Source organism: Faecalibacterium sp. Marseille-Q4896 (assembly GCF_017377615.1).
GTDB classification, from domain to species: domain Bacteria; phylum Bacillota; class Clostridia; order Oscillospirales; family Ruminococcaceae; genus Faecalibacterium; species Faecalibacterium taiwanense.
The window spans coordinates 597584-614541 of the sequence record NZ_JAFREG010000001.1; the positions used below are offsets into that span (position 1 = coordinate 597584).

A 16958-nucleotide genomic window follows, 5' to 3' on the forward strand; every position below is an offset into this window, starting at 1 on the left:
TGAGAAATCACTTCTCGTAGACTTCAGGCTTGAGCACACCCACATAAGGCAGGTTGCGGTACTTTTCATCGTAGTCCAGACCGTAGCCCACCACGAACTCGTCCGGCACCTGGAAGCCCTCGTAGTCAGGCTGGATATCGGCCTTGCGGCGGCTGGGCTTGTCCAGAATGGTGCAGATCTTTACCGAGTTGGGGTTGCGCATCTTGAGCATGGGCACAAGGTTCGAGAGGGTGACGCCGGTATCCAGAATATCCTCCACGATCAGCACATCCTTGCCGGACAGATCACCGTCCAGATCCTTGATGATCTTTACAAGGCCGCTGGTAACAGTGTTGCTGCCACCGTAGCTGGACACCACCATAAAATCGATGCTGCAGGGAATGCTCACCGCACGCATCAGGTCGGCCATAAACACCACCGAGCCCTTGAGGATGGACACCAGAACAAGGTTCTTGCCCTCGTAATCCTTGCTGATCTGGGCACCCAGCTCAGCAACCTTTGCCTTTAACTCTTCTTCACTGACCAGAACAGTCTTGATATCATCATGCATACTCATGTTATTTCCTCCCTATGTTCCATTTCCATCTGCAGCACCTGCGCAGTGTCTGCATCCGGGGCAAGGCCCTCGGCAAAGCCCGCACCGCAGACCCACAGTACTTCGCTGCCCGCCGCCAGCAGCGGCAGCTGATCGCGCTGGCTGGCCGGGATGCCCGTTTCGTTCATCCACTTGCGCAGCCGGTTGTGTACACTTCGCCCCGCCGGGCGGTAGACATCTCCCGGCTGGCGGGTGCGCAGGACAAGACCAGCATACAACGTAGTTATTCTAGCATAATCCGCCTGATTTTTTAAGTCTTTTTTATGAACGACTTGTATTTTTTCTTCAAAATCAGCCGTAAAAAGCCCTGCAGTCACCTTCCAGCCGCCCGCAAGGCAGTATTCTGCCTGTTTTTCCGGCTGAAAGGGCTGGCTTTCCGGCCGTTTGTCTTCCTGCTGCCGGGGCCGTTCCGGCACAATCTCCTGCCAGAAGCATCCGTCTTTGGCACAAAAGCGCACCCGGTCAGTCAGCTGTACCGCACCGCTGCCGCGCCGCACAAGGCCGCACAGCAGCTGCACATATTTTTTCTCTGCGTCACGCACGGGAGCCGTCAGCGAGTGCATGGCTGCTTCCAAAATAAGCGCATCCGCAGCGGAAAGCGGGCCCAGCCGCCACACCGTACAGGCTTCCGGGCTTTTGATGGCAGCCTGTGCCGCATCCAGACGTGCAGCAGAAAGCAGCTCTTCGGCCTTCCGGGCAAAATAGGCATCCGCGCGGGCTGCCTTCTCGCAGAAGCGGGCAAGGTTTTCCGCCGCTGCGCCGTTGGTGCTTTGCAGCGCAGGCAGCGCCGCACGGCGCACCCGGTTGCGGGCATAGGCATCGGTCGCGTTCGTCTCATCTGTGACCCATGCCTGCCCGGCTGCACGGCAGAAGCTTTCGGTATCCTGCCGGGTAAGAGCCAGCAATGGCCGCAGGTAGCACCCGCGCTTTGGCCGGATGCCTGCCGCACCGTGCAGCCCCGTGCCCCGGGCCAGCCGCAGCAGCAGGGTCTCAGCCTGATCATTTGCAGTATGGGCCGTTGCAACGACATCTATCCCCTCCCCGCACAAACGCGCAAAGCAGGCATAGCGCAGGCGGCGCGCCCAGTCCTCCCCGGCATGTTCCGACGGCAGGCCCACTTCGTCGGCCATCTCTGCAGCATGGAACACCCGCAGCGGCACACCCAGCCGGGCGCATTCCGCCCGCACAAAGGCTTCGTCCCGGTCAGCGCTCTCACCGCGCAGGCCGTGGTTCACATGGCAGGCCGAAAGCACAAACCCGAATTCCGGCTGCAGGGCCAGCAAGATGCGCAGCAGTGCCATGCTGTCCGCCCCGCCGGACACTGCTGCAGCCAAGTGCAGCGGCTCACCCGGACAAAGCAGCTTTTCTCGCAGAACAAACATGCGCACATGCGCCAGAATTTTTTCATTGTTCATCAGCGTTTAAAGTCCACATCCATAAAGCGGGTGTGGGCACCATCCCAGCCCAGCGGCACCGTGCTGGTCTCGCCGTGACGGTTCTTCGCCACGATGCACTCTGCCGTATCGGCATCCACCTCAGCGCCGTCCGGGTTCTGGCTGGCATAGTAAGAGTCGCGGTACAGGAACAGAACGCAGTCGGCATCCTGCTCGATAGAACCAGAATCGCGCAGGTCGGAAAGCTGGGGCCGGTGGCTGGAATTGTTGCCCTGCTTTTCCACCGCACGGGACAGCTGAGAAAGTGCGATGATGGGCACATTCATTTCCTTTGCCATGATCTTGAGGTTTCGGGTGATGGAGCTGATCTCCTGCACGCGGTTTTCGCTGCGCTGGCCGGTGGTCATCAGCTGCAGATAGTCGATGACGATGAGGCCCACATTCGGGCGGGTGGGGTCCTGATTCACCCGGCGGATCTTCGCCTTCATCTCGGTGATGGTGATGCCGGAGGTATCGTCCATATAGATGGGTGCATCGTGCAGCTTTTCGGTGGCAAGGGCCAGATATTCCCAGTCCTCGGCGCGCAGGGCACCGGTGCGGAATGCCTGACTGTCGATGCCGGCCTCAGCAGAAAGGATGCGGTTCGTGAGCTGTTCCTTGGTCATTTCCAAGCTGAAAATGGCCACCGGCACCTTCTGCTGCATGGCCACGCGGGTGGCGATGTTCAGCGCAAAGCTGGTCTTGCCCATACCGGGGCGGGCCGCAAGGATGATGAGGTCGCCGCGGCCAAGGCCGGTGAGCACCGTATCCAGCAGGCGGAAGCCTGTGGGGATGCCCTTGTATTTGTCCGCATCCGGGCCGCTGATCTTCTGCAGGTTGGTCAGGGTCTCCACCATGCTGGAGGAAAGCGGTGTCAGTGCGCTGGAATCGCGGCCGGAGCGGATCTCATAAATGCGCTGCTCCGCGTTTTCCAGCAGCAGGTCTGCATCCGGCTCATCTCCGGCATCCTGCAGGATGTCCTTTGCCACCCCCATCAGCTGGCGCACCAGATACTTTTCCTGCACGATCTGGGCATAGGCCTTCACATTGGAGATGCTGGGCACCGTCTCGGCAAGGCCGGTCAGGTACACCTTTGCTTCGTCGGCACTGGGGAACACGCCGTCCGAGATAACAGCGTCCAGCAACGTCACAAAGTCGATGGTCTGGTCGGCGGTGAACAGGCGCAGCATTTCGGAGTAGATCTGCGCATTCTGCCGGGTGTAGAACATCTCCGGCCGGATGATCTCCACCAAGTCGGTGAGTGTTTCCGGTTTGAGCAGCACCGCACCCAGCACGCTCTGCTCCGCCTGCATGTTGTAGGGCAGGTTGATGCCCACGCTTTCCAGATTCAGTTCATTGGAATAATGTCGTTCGTTCGGCATGGTAGTTTATCCTTTTGCATCATTTCGCTGAAAAGCCAAAAAGCGCCCCCTGCTGTGAGGGGGCGCAGATGGCAGAAAAATCAGGCCTGTTCCACTTCCACCATGATCTTGAAAGAAGCGACCACACCAACGTGCAGACGGACCTTGCCGTTGAACACACCGGCATCCTTGATGTCCTTGGTCTCCAGCTCGATCTTCTTCTTATCGATGGGTGCGCCTGCCAGCTGAGCCAAAGCATCGGCAACTTCCTTGCCGGTGACTTTGCCGTGCAGACGGCCGGATGCACCGCCCTTGGCCTTGATGGTCACAGTCTTGCCCTCGATCTTTGCGGCCAGATCCTTGGCAGCAGCTACGGTCTCAGCCTCGTGGAAATCGGCAGCAGCTTCCTTGCTGCGGGCAACGTTCACAGCGCTGGCATCTGCCACAGCGGCCAGCTTGCGCGGGAACAGATAGTTGCGGGCGTAGCCGTCGGAGACCTCGTGGATCTCGTCCTTCTTGCCAATGCCCTTGATATCCTGCTTGAGAATCACTTTCATGATGTTATCCCTCACTTCTCACCGGAAAACCGGTGCAGTTGTTGTGTTTATAGTATAGCGCATTTGTCGCTTTTGAGCAAGAGGAAGCGCGCATTGCAGCATTATCCTCAAGTGAACTCTCCCCCAGTCTGCTTCGCAGACAGCCCCCTCTGAGATGGGGCCTTTGGCAAAACCGAAGGCTTGTCCTTTTCGCCAGAGGCTCCTTCTTTGAGACAGACTCCCCCGGCCGGGGGAGGTGGCACAAAGTGCCAGAAGGGGAACAGCTGGCATCACGCAAGTGATGACTGAAGGAGTTTTCTTATTTCAGTTCCTTTGCGGCCACGTCCAGAGCTACCTCAATGACCTTGTCCATGTCATAGTACTTATACTCGCCCAGACGGCCGCCAAAGATCACGTCCGGCTCCGCATCGGCCAGCTTCTTGTACTCGGCATACAGGGCACCGTTCTTCTCGTCATTGACGGGGTAGTACGGCTCGTCGCCCTTCTTCCACTCAGCGCTGTACTCGCGGCTGATGACCGTTTTGGGCTGGGTGCCGAACTCAAAGTGCTTGTGCTCGATGATGCGGGTGTAGGGAGTTTCCGCATCGGTATAGTTGACCACTGCGTTGCCCTGATAGTTGTCGGTGTCCATCACCTCGGTCTCAAAGCGGACGCTGCGGTACTGCAGAGCACCCAGCTTGTAGCCAAAGTAGGCATCCACCGGGCCGGTGTAGACCACCTTCTCGGCCAGAGCGTTCAGATTTTCGCGGTCGGCCAGATAGTCCACATTCAGCCGCACCTCGGTGCCGTCCAGCATTTTTTCCACCATGGCAGTGTAGCCGCCATTGGGAATGCCCTGATACAGTGCGTTGAAGTAGTTGTCGTCGTAGGTGAAGCGCACCGGCAGACGCTTGATAATGAAGGCCGGCAGTTCGGTGCAGGGACGGCCCCACTGCTTGCCAGTGTAGCCCTTGATGAGCTTTTCGTAGATATCGGTGCCCACAAGGCTGATGGCCTGCTCTTCCAGATTCTGCGGGTCGGTGATGCCTGCTTCCTTCTTCTGCTCTTCGATCTTGGCCTTGGCTTCGGCAGGGGTAACAACGCCCCACATCTTATTAAAGGTGTTCATATTGAAGGGCAGGTTGTAGATCTCGCCGTGGTAGTTTGCCACCGGGCTGTTGGTGTAGCGGTTGAACTCTGCAAACTGGTTCACATACTGCCACACAGCCTTGTTGTTGGTATGGAAGATATGTGCACCGTAGCGGTGGACGTTGATGCCCTCCACCGGCTCCGTGTAGATATTGCCTGCAATGTGGCTGCGCTTATCGATCACAAGGCACTTCTTGCCTGCCTTTTTTGCTTCCTGTGCAAAGACCGCGCCGTAAAGGCCGGCACCAACGATCAGGTAATCGTACTGTTTCATGGGTGTGATCCTCTCTGTTCCGTTTATTTTCCTTCTACATCGCCCTTTTTCTGCGATGCATAGTATTTGTCGATGGCACCTTCGATGCGGGCATGGGCTGCTTCCGGCGTGATATGCTTGAGCTGTGCTGCTGCCATGGTCTGGTGGCCGCCGCCGCCCAAAGATTCCATGATCACCTGCACGTTCACGGCACCCAGACTGCGGGCCGAGATGTTCACGCCTGTGCCCACCTGCACTGCCACAAAGCTGGCATCCACGCCCTGAATGGTCAGCAGATCGTTTGCCGCCTGTGCAATGGCCACGCGGGCTTCCGGTGCCACCTCGCCGCTGACGGAGATTGCGCAATTTTTGTACATGCGTGCTTTTTCCACCAGATCTGCCTTGGCATTGTACTCCACCATGGTCACATCGAACAGCTGGCGCACCCGCTCCGTCTCCGCGCCATAGCGGCGCAGCGCAGCGGCGGCTTCAAAGGTACGCACACCGGTGTGCAGGGTAAAATCGCGGGTATCCAGCATGATGCCGGACAAAAGGCCCTCGGCCTCCACACGGTTGGGCTTGTCATCGCGCTCACCCACGTACTGCAAAAGCTCCGTGACCAGCTCACTGGCCGAGGAAGAATACGGCTCATGGCAGACCAGCGCCGGGTTCTCGATGTAGCCCACACCCTTGCGGTGGTGGTCGATCACGGCTACCTTGCCGCATTTTTCCAGAATATCCTTGCTTTCCACAAGGCCCACCTGATATGTATCCACCACGATGCACAAGGTGCGCTTGGAGATGATGGGCAGTGCGTCCTTCGGGTCGATAAAGTCGTCTTTCTGGCCTGCACGGCACAATGCATCGATCAGGCTGCCCGCAAGGGTAGCGTCACGCCGCACCGCGATCACCGCCGGGACATCGCATATTTTGCAGATGCGCAGCACGCCCTCGGCGGAGCCGATGGCATCCAGATCGCTCATGCGGTGGCCCATAATGACTACATGATCTGCTTCCTTGATCAGCTTCACCAGCTGATCGGCCACGATGCGGCTGCGCACCTTGCTGCGCTTTTCCACGCCGTGGCTCACGCCGCCGTAGAACGTAAAGCCGTCCGGTGTCATTTCAGCGGCCTGATCGCCGCCGCGGCCCTGCGCCATATCCAGCGCCTGCACGGCCATATCCTGGGCTTCCCGCAGAGTCTTGGCCCCGCGGCCAATGCCGATGGACAACGAAAGGTTCACGCTGGGATCCAGCGCACGGATCTTGTCCAGCACATCGTAGCCGCGGTTGGCGAACTGCTCCATCTGGCGCTCTTCCACCACAGCGATATAGCGGCCGCTGGCCACACGGCGCAAAAAGCCGCTGCCCCGGCCGATCATATCCTCCAATGTGCGGTTGATGCCTTCCAGCAGGCGGGCACGCTCGCTGTCCAGCATGTCACCGAACACATCGTCGTAGCCGTCCACCAGAAACACCAGATAGCCCGGACGGCTGGCTTTGTATTCCGCCTCCACCTTGCGCAGGGCGGTTTCCTCGTTCAGCACCAGCAGGGTCATGCTCTCCGCATCGCCGGGCACCGTGGAGCTGTGTACGCTCCACATGCCGTCCGCGAGGGTCAGCAGCTGGCCCTCCTGCTTGCGGCACTGCTGCAGATCAAGGCCGGGCAGCACCTTCTGCACGCGGCTCACCAGCGCATCCTGTCCGTTCAACAGGCGGGTGCGGAACTGTGCATTGTACCACAGCACCGTCTCACCGGAAAGCAGCGCGGCCGGCTGAGAGAGCGGCTCCAGACTGAACTGCAGCTTGGAGCCTTCAAAGCTGCCGCCGCACATCCACCGGGCCACCCACTTGCGCAGCTGGCAGCGGAACAGCACCACCACAACGCCCCACAGCACCACCAGTGCCAGCAGCGCCGGCCATGCCGTGGGCCGCTGGATCAGCAGCACCAGCACCAGCAGGCCGCACAGCACGGCCAGACTGGCGGTGAGCATCTCCAATGTCCATCTTGGTTTTTGTTTCATCAAATCTCCTGCCTTCCGCCGCATTGTTTGCGGCAGCGTGCCCGGATCAGACCTCCATCAGGATGGGAAGGATCATCGGGCTGCGCTTGGTGCGCCGATAGATATAGCTGCTCAGTGCCTCGCGCACGCGGGTCTTGACGCTGTTCCAGTCGCGCACATGTTCATCCACGCAGCGGTCCAGCGCATTTTCCACGATGCTCTGTGCACCGTCCATCAGGCTCTCGTTCTCGCGCACATACACAAAGCCACGGCTCACAAGGTCCGGGCCGGCCAGCACCTTGCCGGTCTTGCTGTCCACGGTGGCCACAATGATGACCAGACCGTCCTCGGACAGGTGCTTGCGGTCGCGCAGGACCACATTTCCCACATCGCCCACGCCCAGACCGTCCACCATGACGGCACCGGCAGTCACCGGCTCGCCCAGCTTCATCTCATCCTGACTGAGGACGACATTGGAGCCATTCTCCGCAATGAGGATGTTGCTGGTGGGGATGCCAAGGCTGGCAGCGGTGAGGGCGTGCTTTTTGAGCTGCTTGTACTCGCCGTGCACCGGAAGGAAGTACTTGGGCTTCGTCAGGGTGAGCATGAGCTTCTGTTCTTCCTGACAGGCGTGGCCGGAAACATGCACATCGTACATGCTCTCGTAAATGACCTCTGCACCCAGCAACAGCAGACCGTTGACGATCTTGGTCACGCTCTTCTCGTTGCCGGGAATGGGATTTGCCGAAATGATAATGAAGTCGCCGGGGCCCACGCGCACCTGACGGTGGCTGCAGGATGCCATACGGGAAAGGGCACTCAAGGGTTCGCCCTGGCTGCCGGTGGTAATGAGCACTACCTGCTCCGGAGGATACTGGTTCAGCTCATCCACGCTGATGAGGGTGCCCTCCGGGATGTGCATATAGCCCAGCTCCTGCGCCATGGCGGTGTTGTTCACCATGCTGCGGCCGCTGAATGCCACCTTGCGGCCATCCTCCACAGCCAGATCGATGATCTGCTGCACGCGGTAGATGTTGGAAGCAAAGGTGGCAATGATGATCCGCTTGTTGCGGGCACGGGCGAACAGATTGCGCACGCCTGCAGCCACCTTCTGCTCGGTGGCGGTAAAGCCCGGGCGCTCGGAGTTGGTGGAATCACTCAGCAGGGCCAGCACGCCGCGCTGACCGTACTCGGCCAGTGTGGACAGGTCGGTGACGCCGCAGGCCAGCGGAGTGTAATCGATCTTGAAGTCGCCGGTCTGGATGATGGTGCCAGCCGGGCTGTCGATGGCAAAGGCCACCGCATCCGGGATGGAGTGGTTCACATGGATGGGCTCAATGGTAAAGCAGCCCAGCTTGATCTTCTGTCTGGGGGTGATCTCCACGAACTTGGTCCTGCCTGCCAGACCGAACTCCTCCAGCTTGTTGCGGATCAGGCCGCAGGTCAGGCGGGTGCCATAGATGGGCAGATCAAATTTCTGCAGCAGATACGGGATGCTGCCGATGTGGTCTTCGTGGCCGTGGGTGATGAGCAGGCCCTTGATCTTATCCTTGTTCTGCACCACAAAAGTGAAATCCGGGATGACCATATCCACGCCGTACATGTCGCTGTCCGGGAACACAAGGCCGCAGTCCACGATGATCATGTCGCCGTTGCACTCGTACACGGTCATGTTCTTGCCCACTTCGCCCAGACCACCCAACGGATAGATGTGGATGGGCACAGCGGCCTCTCTGGGCTGCTGCGGGCGGCGGGGCCGACGGTTATAATAAGGGCGGCGGGTGGTGCGGGGGCGCTTTTCGCCCGTCTGCGCGGCGGGTGCGCCGGTGCTCTGAGCAGCTGCTGCTGCCTTGCTGCGTGCGGAATTATTGGTATTTTCTTTCGACTGTGCCATTCTGACCTCCAAAATAATTACAGCGCAGGCCGTCCCCGCTTGTGGAAACAGCCGCGCTGTGCATGGGAAGCACCTTGAAAAATCGCATCGGCTTCCGTTGGATGCACCGTATAGAATTTATTTCTCAGCGTGTTTTTTGCAAACCGCTGCCTGTTCCGTAAGAGGTTTTGTGCCAGATAGGTCCATCTGCTCGATGCGACCGTGGCTTTTCTGTTGGAACGCCCGGGCACACGCCTGCGGTGCGCCCCTATACGCATTTTGTTAGGATAAGTATAGTATTTCCCGGCGTTTTTGTCAATTCCAAGGTTTGGCAGCTCCGGCACGGAATATACATTCGCACTTGACAGAAGCCGGAAAATAGCGCTAAATAGAAGCAACTCATTTTAGAAGGAGAACCGCATGAAGCAGGTCGAAGTGTACACCGACGGCGCATGCAGCGGCAATCCCGGCCCGGGCGGCTGGGGTGCCGTGCTGCGCTACCGTTTTAACGGCAAAGTTTACGAGAAAGAGCTGAGCGGCGGCGACGACAGCACCACCAACAACCGCATGGAGCTGACAGCCTTTATCGAAGCACTGCGCCAGCTCAAGGAGCCGTGCGAGGTACGGCTGTGCTCCGACAGCCAGTATGTCATCAACGGGCTTCAGAAGGGCTGGGCCAAAAACTGGCAGCGCCGGGGCTGGAAAAAAGCAGATGGCTCCCCCGCCCTGAACCCGGATCTCTGGGCACAGGCACTGGAGCAGGAAGCCCGGCACAAGATCACCTATGTCTGGGTCAAGGGCCACGCAGGCCACCCGGAGAACGAACGCTGCGACCAGCTGGCCGTGGCCCAAAGCAAAGCACATGGCGGGAGGCAGGGAACATGAGCGACACATTTTTGCCCGGCAGTGGGTTCGACACCTACGAGAGTCAGGATAAGGTTCTGGTGCAGATGGACGGCAGCAGAGAATGCGCCGTAGCTGTGCGCATTTTACAGCAGCAGGGCTTTGCCGTGGCGGGCGCTGCCGTGCGGCTGGCAGCAGAACAGACCGCCGATGCGGAAAGCGCCAAAAAGGCAGCAGAGGCCCTTGGCATCGAGTGCATCGTGCTGAACGCCGAAGCACTGGCCGGGCAGGACGCAGACGTTCTGGGCGAAGGCGGCACGCCGCTGTTTGCCGCTCTGCTGACGGCTGCAGACAAGCTTGGGATGCAATATGTGGCAACCGCTCACCGTGCCCGGGTGGAGACCGGTGCAGACGGCGTGCACACCGTCTGCCCGCCCGCAGGCACCGGCAGTGATGACAGCACGATTCTTGCAGCTCTGCCGCAGGAAACGCTGGCACGGCTGATCTTGCCGCTGGGCGATTTTGCCCCGGAAGATGTGGCGGAGATGGCCGAGGATTTTAAAGTTTAACCGTACGTTTCAAATGGCCTCCGTTGCACTCTGGCCATATTCAGCGGAAACATTATTTTTATATTAGAATTCCGGAAAATCTGCGGATTTTCCGGAATTCTTTTTTCACAGGCAAGGCCGCTGCGGCACACGGCATCTGCTGTTTTTGCTTCCTGCGGAAACAGCCGCACGGCGGCAGAAATGCATTCTGCGGTCCGGACCCCATTCCCGTGAAAATGAAAATCGGGAACATCCGCAGATGCTCCCGATTTTCGCATTATCAATATAGTTTCCGCTGAATATGGCGCAGCGCACGCAGAGCCATTCCAAATCGTTTTGTCAGTTCTGGGGATGCACGATATCGCGCCAATCCAGATCGCCGCGCTCCAAGCCGTGGATGAGCACTTCTGCCGTGGCAATGTTGGTGGCCATGGGGATGTTGTGCACATCGCACAGGCGCAGCAGCGTCATTTCGTTGGGTTCGCTGGGCTTTGCGTTGATGGGATCACGGAAGAACAGCAACAGGTCGATCTCATTGCAGGCGATGCGGGACGCGATCTGCTGGTCGCCGCCCTGTACGCCCGCCAGAAAGCGCTGCACCTGCAGGCCGGTGGCTTCGGCGATCATCTTGCCGGTCGTACCGGTTGCCACCAATTTATGCTGGCTCAAAATCCGGCAGTACGCCGTACAGAACTGTACCATCAGCTCTTTTTTGGAGTCATGCGCAATCAGTGCAATCGTCATCGGTCAACCTCTCCTTTTCCCACGCCCCTGTCCGGGGCAATCATCTTGCACATATCATAGTATCACAGTTTCTGTCTTTTTACAACTGTTTTTCGGGCAAAAGTTCCAATTTTTCATAGATTTCTGCCAAATCCACGCACCATCGCTCAGACGGCGGGCTGTTCTGCGGGAGCGGTGTCGTCTGCAAGGGCGTCGTTGTTTTCCACAGTCTCCGGCACAGCATCCTGCCCGTCGGCTGTCGTGTCCGCCGTCTCGCCTGCTCCTGTCTCGTCCAGCGTCAGGCTGCCGTCCTTCATGGCGTAGTAGGCGTCGAAGATGTCGGCCACGAGGTTGCCGGCGCGGGCGCCGCCGCCGCCGTACTCAATGACGATGCCGAGGGCGATCTCAGCGTCCTCTGCCGGGCCGTAGGCGATCATCGTGGTGTTGGTGTAATGCTTGCGGGTGCTGCCGACGTAGTACGTCTCGCTGCGCTGAGGGGTGCCGGTCTTGCAGGCGATGGTGACGGGGTAGTTTTTCAGGCCCGACATCGTCTCCGACACTCCGATCATACCCTGCCGCACGAGGTCGAAGGTGTCGCCCCGGTCCTCGATGACGTCCATCACCTCGGGCTGGGTCTCCTGCAGGACTTTGCCGGTGTTGGTGTCGAGGATGGCCTTGACGAAGTGGGTGCGGTAGCGCACGCCCCGGTTGGCTAGCGTGCCGGCGTAAGTTGCCAGCTGGACGGGGGTGACGACGGTGTTGCCCTGACCGATGGCGGCCTGCACATCCAGCGATGCCGTATAGTTGGAGTCGCTCTTGGTGGTCAGACGGCCCACGGCCTCGCCCACCTCCACACCGGTGCGCTGGCCAAGACCCAGCTTGTAGGCATAGGCATCGTACACATCACTGGTCAGGCGGCGGCCAACATCATAGAAGAAGATGTTGCAGCTCCACTTGATGGCCGTTACCACATCGATGTTGCCGCTGTGGCCATGGCGGGTACAGCGGGGGTGGTAATCCTTGAAGTAGTTGTACACGCCGTTGCAGTAAACGGTAGAATACTGGTTGATGAGGCCGCTGTCCAGTGCAGCCACCGCCACGGCGGGCTTGAAGGTAGAACCCGGCGTATACAGGCCCTGCAATGCGCGGTTGAACAGCGGCAGGCTCGGGTCGGAGCTGTACTCGCTGTAGTTAGCGGCATACAGGTTCTGGTCATAGCTGGGATAGTTGGAAGCAGCCAGCACACTGCCGTCCTTCACATCCAGCACCACCACCGCACCGGCGGCAGCTTTCATGGTGCCGGTATTGTACACGCGGTTGATCATATCAATGTTGTCCGCCAGTGCCTTGTCCACGGCACGCTGGAAGTTGCTGTCAATGGTCAGCTGCACGGTATGGCCCGGCTCCGGCACAGTGGTGAGCTTTGTATCCACGATCACGCCGTCCGAATTGCGGGTGATGGTCTCCACGCCGTCCTTGCCGCGCAGCTCGTCCTCATAAACGGATTCCAGACCAGAAATGCCCAGAACATCGTTCATGTTATAGCCTTTTTCCCGCAGCGGATAGGTCACCTGACCGTTGGAATCGGTCACCTTCCACTTTTCCGCCGTGATCTTGCCCACACGGCCCAGCACCGCTGGGATGATATCGCTCTGGTCGTAGCTGCGGGCGCTGGTTTCCACGATCTCCACACCTGGCAGCTGCAGGCTGTGCTCCTTGATGGTGGCCACCGCGAGGGTGCTCACGTTCTCCGCCATGACAAAATTGTTCACATTGGAGAACGCCTGCCGGTCCATCTCGTAGTGGATGCCGGCCAGCACACGCTGCCATTCCGGCGAAAAATCCTGCAGATCGTTCTTTTCCACCAGCATTTCCATTACATCGTTGGCGGTGGCGTACTGCTGCAGACCAAGCGTTTCCTTCATGTCTGCCAGCTGCTTCTGGTCGCTGGTGGACGTGTCATCGTCCGTAAAGGCGTAATTGCCTGCTGCGTCCGCCTGACCGATCAGCAGCGTATCATTCCAGCTCTCGCCGTTCGCACGCAGCAGCTCCACGATCTGCTGCAGCATGGTGTCCAGATCCCGGTCGCCCATCAGCAGTTTGTTGAGAACCACATTGTAGCTGGTGGTTGTGGTGGCAATGCGCCGCCCGGCGCTGTCCACGATATCGCCGCGGGCCGCCGTGACCGTAAAGTTATAGTCGGTGGTGTTGGTGGCCTTGGCCTTGAAGTCGTCGCCGTTGACCAGCTGCAGAAAGATCAGCCGCATCACGTACAGGCCCATGATAACACATGCCACTGCAATGAGCAGGATCATCCGGCGCGCAACGGTTTTTCGTTCGTTTTGGTTCATCCGCGTTTCCTCCGGCGGTTCAGACTACGCCGTTGTCGATTTTAAATGCGCTGTAAATGTGCCGCACCAGACTGAACAGCATCAGCGACGGCACCAGCGTCATCATGGCCGAAGGCAGCACAAAGGTCAGCCAGCGGCTCAGCGCCCAGCTGTAGCCGGGCATGTAGTAGAAGAACAGCCAGTCCAGCGAGAGCACTACAAGGGCCGTGCCGGTGCTGATGAGCGCAAAGTTCCATGTGCTGCCCTGCAGATACACCTGAACCAGCACCGAAAGCGCAAAGCAGAGCAACAGCAGTTCCAGCGCCAGCATACCCACGGTGCGCCCGGCGGTGTAGTCCCACAAAAGGCCGCTCACGGCACCAAACAGCGCACCTGCAAACTCGCCTTCATACACGGCCACAGCCAGACACAGCGGCAGAATGAACAGCGGCTTTGCCTGCCCCAGCTGGAGCAGGCCGGGGGTCGTCTGCAGTGCCGCGCACACAAACAGTGCCACCGCGTAGCAGACCCATTTCAGGATCTGGCTGCGGCTGCGCATGCGGCGTGATTCCATACAAATGCGCCCCCTTAATAGTCGGTAATAACGAATACGTGCTTGACCGTGCGCGGGTCTGCACCCGGGCGCACCACTGCAATGGAAGATTTGCCGCTGACTTCCGGCTCCACCTTCTGCACGGTTCCCACCAGCAGATCCGGCGGGAACACTCCTCCAAGACCGGTGGTGATCACCTGATCGCCCATCTTCGTCTCAGTGGCGCGTTCCAGATTGGTCAGCACGCACAGGCCGTCACCGGCATAATCGGTGCTGCCATTGATAATGCCGTTTTCCCGCGTGCGGGATACCACGCCCGCAGCGCTGAAGCTGGGGTGCAGAATGGTCATCACCTTGCAGCTGGTGGTATCGGCTTCCACCACCATGCCGATCAGATAGCCCTTATCGCTGATCACGGCATCGTTCACGGCTGCGCCGTTCACCGTGCCGCAGTCCAGCGTAAAGCCTCCGAACTCATCCAGCGGGTCGCGACCGATCACAAAGGCAGAAATATAGCTTGCTTCGGTGTTGGAATCCTGAATGCGGGCCAGCGCCTTGTAGGCTTCGTTTTCCGCCTTGATGCGGTCATAGTCCACGATCTGCTGGCGCAGCTCAGCATTCTCCGCTTCCAGCTGTTCGTTCTGTTCCATGACCTCATCGATGCTGGTGTATTTTTCCCACACCGAGCCAATGCCGCCGCTCAGTGCCGATGTGACCTTCTGGAGCGGCATCAGCACCACGCCCAGCAGTTCCTGCGGGGCAGCAGTCAGCCGTCCGTTGGCACCGGCATAGGCCATGATGCCCACCAGAAACACCGCCACGGCTACCAGTATCTTAAATTTCCATGTGTCAAAAAAATCCTTCAAGGGAGTACCCTCCTGTTTCGGGTGGATGCCATGCCATAAGAAAAGCGCGGACAGCCCTGCCATCCGCGCAAGAGACATTGTTTGCAGCGGAAATCAGCGCAGACGCTGCGCAAAAGAGCCTTTTTCCGCAAGTGTGGGCCTTGCCCGTGTTACATGTGGCCGCCGTCGGTGTCCAGCACGTCATGCAGGACATCCACATGATCCAGCACCGCACCGGCACCCTTGGCCACGCAGTCCAGCGGGTCTTCCGCAATGTGTACGTCGATGCCGGTCTCGCTTTGGATCAGCTGATCCAGACCGCGCAGCAGTGCGCCGCCGCCGGTCAGGGTGATGCCGCGGTCGATGATATCCGCACTCAGCTCCGGCGGGGTGCGCTCCAGCGTTTCCTTGATGGCGCTGGTGATCTTGACCAGGCATTCCAGCAGAGCTTCGCGCACATCCTCAGAGTGGACGACGATGTTCTTGGGCAGGCCGTCCACGAGGTTACGGCCCTTGATCTCCATGGTCATTTCGGGGTCCAGCGCATAGGCGGAGCCGATCTCGATCTTGATCTGCTCTGCGGTGCGCTCACCGATCAGCAGGTTGTACTTGCGCTTGATGAAGGCGATGATGGCCTGATCGAACATATCGCCTGCCATGCGCACGCTGCGGGAGGCCACGATGCCGCCCAGAGAGATCACAGCGATCTCAGCCGTGCCGCCGCCGATATCCACGATCATGCTGCCGGTAGGCTCGCTGATGGGCAGGCCCGCACCGATGGCTGCTGCCATGGGTTCCTCAATGACGGACACCTGACGGGCACCGGCCTTCAGGGTAGCTTCGCGCACAGCGCGGCGCTCCACCTCGGTAACGCCGGACGGGATGCAGATGACCACGCGGGGGCGGGAGAACATGCTGTTGCCGCATGCCTTCTTGAGGAAATTTTCCAGCATGTTGGTGGTGATGTCAAAGTCAGCGATCACGCCATCCTTCAGCGGACGCACAGCCACGATGCTGCCGGGGGTACGGCCAATGACAGCCTTTGCCTCGGCACCCACACAGCGCACCTCGTCGGTCTTGGTATCCACAGCCACGACCGAAGGCTCCCGCATGATGATGCCCTTGCCCTTCATATATACCAGAGTATTTGCGGTACCCAGATCGATACCTACATCTTTAGAAAACAGGCCCATTGTAAAAATTCTCCTTATGCTTCCCATTTTATCTATAGCGCCAGAACATCCGGCAGCCCTTTTGTGCCGCCTTTGCGCAGAATAACACAGTTCTATTATAGCCGCAAGGCAATGATTTCTCAAGCGTTTGCGCAAGTTTTCTTCGTTTTTTCCAGTTTTATCACACAAAATGTGCCAGCAGCTGTACGGTGCGGCTCACCGGCAGACCCATGATGGTGTAGTAGTCGCCCTCGATACGGTCCAGCCAGAGGGCCGCCCGTCCCTGAATGGCATAGGCACCGGCTTTATCGTAGGGTTCGGCGGTGGAAGCGTAGAAGTCGATCTCCTCTTCACCCAGCGGGAAGAAGGTAACGCGGCAGCTGTCCACAAAGCTTTCAGTGCGCGCACCGTCCGAGATGCACACGCCGGTGTGCACCTCGTGGGTAGCACCGGAAAGGGCGCGCAGCATCCGCTTTGCGTCCTCTTCGCTGTGGGGCTTGCCGAACACCTCGCCGTTCACATCCACCACCGTATCACAGCCGATGACCACAGCGCCCGGGTGCTGGGCCGAAACAGCAAGGCACTTGCCTCGGGCCAGCTGTTCCACCAGATGGGCAGGCGTAGCGGCCTGCACCGCACTTTCGTCAAAGTCACTGACGCAGACGGTGAAATTGGTGGTATATAAGGAGAGCAGCTCCCGCCTGCGCGGGCTGCCGGAAGCTAAGATCAGGTTCATGATTC

General features: G+C 59.1%; 15 protein-coding genes. 2 read left to right on the plus strand and 13 right to left on the minus strand.

Features of this window, described 5'->3' with window-relative positions; all coding sequences use genetic code 11:
* Positions 1-7: 7 nt before the first annotated feature.
* The 7 genes from hpt to J3348_RS03070 all read right to left on the minus strand — a co-directional run bounded on the left by hpt (position 8) and on the right by J3348_RS03070 (position 9224).
* On the minus strand, positions 8-556 hold the full coding sequence (gene hpt, locus J3348_RS03040) for a hypoxanthine phosphoribosyltransferase (protein ID WP_005940003.1): 549 nt from the start codon (positions 554-556) through the stop codon (positions 8-10).
* Positions 553-2010, minus strand: a complete 1458-nt coding sequence (gene tilS / locus J3348_RS03045) for a tRNA lysidine(34) synthetase TilS (RefSeq protein ID WP_207698259.1) — start codon at positions 2008-2010, stop codon at positions 553-555. The genes hpt and tilS overlap by 4 nt, the downstream gene beginning before the upstream one ends.
* Positions 2010-3410 carry a replicative DNA helicase gene (gene dnaB / locus J3348_RS03050; protein ID WP_005939997.1) on the minus strand — a complete coding sequence of 467 codons (1401 nt, stop codon included), beginning with the start codon at positions 3408-3410 and terminating at the stop codon, positions 2010-2012. The genes tilS and dnaB overlap by 1 nt, the downstream gene beginning before the upstream one ends.
* 80 nt (positions 3411-3490) lie before the next feature.
* Complete coding sequence (gene rplI / locus J3348_RS03055; RefSeq protein WP_005939994.1) at positions 3491-3946, minus strand: 50S ribosomal protein L9; 456 nt, start codon at positions 3944-3946, stop codon at positions 3491-3493.
* Between the two features lie 298 nt (positions 3947-4244).
* Positions 4245-5348, minus strand: coding sequence for a UDP-galactopyranose mutase (gene glf, locus J3348_RS03060; protein WP_207698260.1), 1104 nt, complete (start codon positions 5346-5348; stop codon positions 4245-4247).
* 23 nt (positions 5349-5371) lie between these two features.
* Positions 5372-7351 (minus strand): DHH family phosphoesterase, encoded by a 1980-nt coding sequence (locus J3348_RS03065; RefSeq protein WP_242702841.1) that lies wholly within the window; start codon positions 7349-7351, stop codon positions 5372-5374.
* A gap of 46 nt (positions 7352-7397) precedes the next feature.
* On the minus strand, positions 7398-9224 hold the full coding sequence (locus J3348_RS03070; RefSeq protein ID WP_207698261.1) for a ribonuclease J: 1827 nt from the start codon (positions 9222-9224) through the stop codon (positions 7398-7400).
* Positions 9225-9623: 399 nt separating this feature from the next.
* Between J3348_RS03070 and rnhA the strand changes: the two genes are divergently transcribed.
* Both rnhA and J3348_RS03080 read left to right on the plus strand, forming a co-directional pair.
* Positions 9624-10088, plus strand: a complete 465-nt coding sequence (gene rnhA, locus J3348_RS03075; RefSeq protein WP_005939979.1) for a ribonuclease HI — start codon at positions 9624-9626, stop codon at positions 10086-10088.
* Complete coding sequence (locus J3348_RS03080) at positions 10085-10615, plus strand: hypothetical protein (protein WP_097781947.1); 531 nt, start codon at positions 10085-10087, stop codon at positions 10613-10615. The genes rnhA and J3348_RS03080 overlap by 4 nt, the downstream gene beginning before the upstream one ends.
* 318 nt (positions 10616-10933) lie before the next feature.
* On the opposite strand, the gene mgsA is transcribed toward J3348_RS03080, so the two are convergent.
* The 6 genes from mgsA to J3348_RS03110 all read right to left on the minus strand — a co-directional run bounded on the left by mgsA (position 10934) and on the right by J3348_RS03110 (position 16956).
* Positions 10934-11338: a methylglyoxal synthase gene (gene mgsA / locus J3348_RS03085; RefSeq protein ID WP_097781948.1), complete on the minus strand. Its 405-nt coding sequence runs from the start codon at positions 11336-11338 to the stop codon at positions 10934-10936.
* A gap of 146 nt (positions 11339-11484) precedes the next feature.
* Positions 11485-13668, minus strand: coding sequence for a penicillin-binding transpeptidase domain-containing protein (locus J3348_RS03090; protein WP_207698262.1), 2184 nt, complete (start codon positions 13666-13668; stop codon positions 11485-11487).
* A 19-nt stretch (positions 13669-13687) separates the two neighbouring features.
* Positions 13688-14221 (minus strand): rod shape-determining protein MreD, encoded by a 534-nt coding sequence (mreD, locus tag J3348_RS03095; RefSeq protein WP_044953428.1) that lies wholly within the window; start codon positions 14219-14221, stop codon positions 13688-13690.
* Positions 14222-14235: 14 nt separating this feature from the next.
* Positions 14236-15066: a rod shape-determining protein MreC gene (mreC, locus tag J3348_RS03100; protein WP_101956484.1), complete on the minus strand. Its 831-nt coding sequence runs from the start codon at positions 15064-15066 to the stop codon at positions 14236-14238.
* Between the two features lie 149 nt (positions 15067-15215).
* Entirely contained in the window at positions 15216-16238 is a 1023-nt protein-coding gene (locus J3348_RS03105) for a rod shape-determining protein (RefSeq protein WP_005939954.1), read from the minus strand.
* Positions 16239-16398: 160 nt separating this feature from the next.
* The gene (locus J3348_RS03110) at positions 16399-16956 is read right to left on the minus strand and encodes a Maf family protein (protein WP_082210837.1); all 558 of its coding nucleotides are present in this window, start codon (positions 16954-16956) and stop codon (positions 16399-16401) included.
* Positions 16957-16958: the final 2 nt, after the last annotated feature.

What these genes read in the sequence shown, in the direction of transcription:
- rplI (WP_005939994.1), bottom strand. Translation starts at nt 3,946, where the DNA reads ATGAAAGTGATTCTCAAGCAGGATATCAAGGGCATTGGCAAGAAGGAC.
- mgsA (WP_097781948.1), bottom strand. Translation starts at nt 11,338, where the DNA reads ATGACGATTGCACTGATTGCGCATGACTCCAAAAAAGAGCTGATGGTA.
- rnhA (WP_005939979.1), top strand. Translation starts at nt 9,624, where the DNA reads ATGAAGCAGGTCGAAGTGTACACCGACGGCGCATGCAGCGGCAATCCC.
- J3348_RS03080 (WP_097781947.1), top strand. Translation starts at nt 10,085, where the DNA reads ATGAGCGACACATTTTTGCCCGGCAGTGGGTTCGACACCTACGAGAGT.
- J3348_RS03070 (WP_207698261.1), bottom strand. Translation starts at nt 9,224, where the DNA reads ATGGCACAGTCGAAAGAAAATACCAATAATTCCGCACGCAGCAAGGCA.
- hpt (WP_005940003.1), bottom strand. Translation starts at nt 556, where the DNA reads ATGAGTATGCATGATGATATCAAGACTGTTCTGGTCAGTGAAGAAGAG.
- glf (WP_207698260.1), bottom strand. Translation starts at nt 5,348, where the DNA reads ATGAAACAGTACGATTACCTGATCGTTGGTGCCGGCCTTTACGGCGCG.
- J3348_RS03090 (WP_207698262.1), bottom strand. Translation starts at nt 13,668, where the DNA reads ATGAACCAAAACGAACGAAAAACCGTTGCGCGCCGGATGATCCTGCTC.
- mreD (WP_044953428.1), bottom strand. Translation starts at nt 14,221, where the DNA reads ATGGAATCACGCCGCATGCGCAGCCGCAGCCAGATCCTGAAATGGGTC.
- tilS (WP_207698259.1), bottom strand. Translation starts at nt 2,010, where the DNA reads ATGAACAATGAAAAAATTCTGGCGCATGTGCGCATGTTTGTTCTGCGA.
- J3348_RS03065 (WP_242702841.1), bottom strand. Translation starts at nt 7,351, where the DNA reads ATGAAACAAAAACCAAGATGGACATTGGAGATGCTCACCGCCAGTCTG.
- J3348_RS03105 (WP_005939954.1), bottom strand. Translation starts at nt 16,238, where the DNA reads ATGGGCCTGTTTTCTAAAGATGTAGGTATCGATCTGGGTACCGCAAAT.
- dnaB (WP_005939997.1), bottom strand. Translation starts at nt 3,410, where the DNA reads ATGCCGAACGAACGACATTATTCCAATGAACTGAATCTGGAAAGCGTG.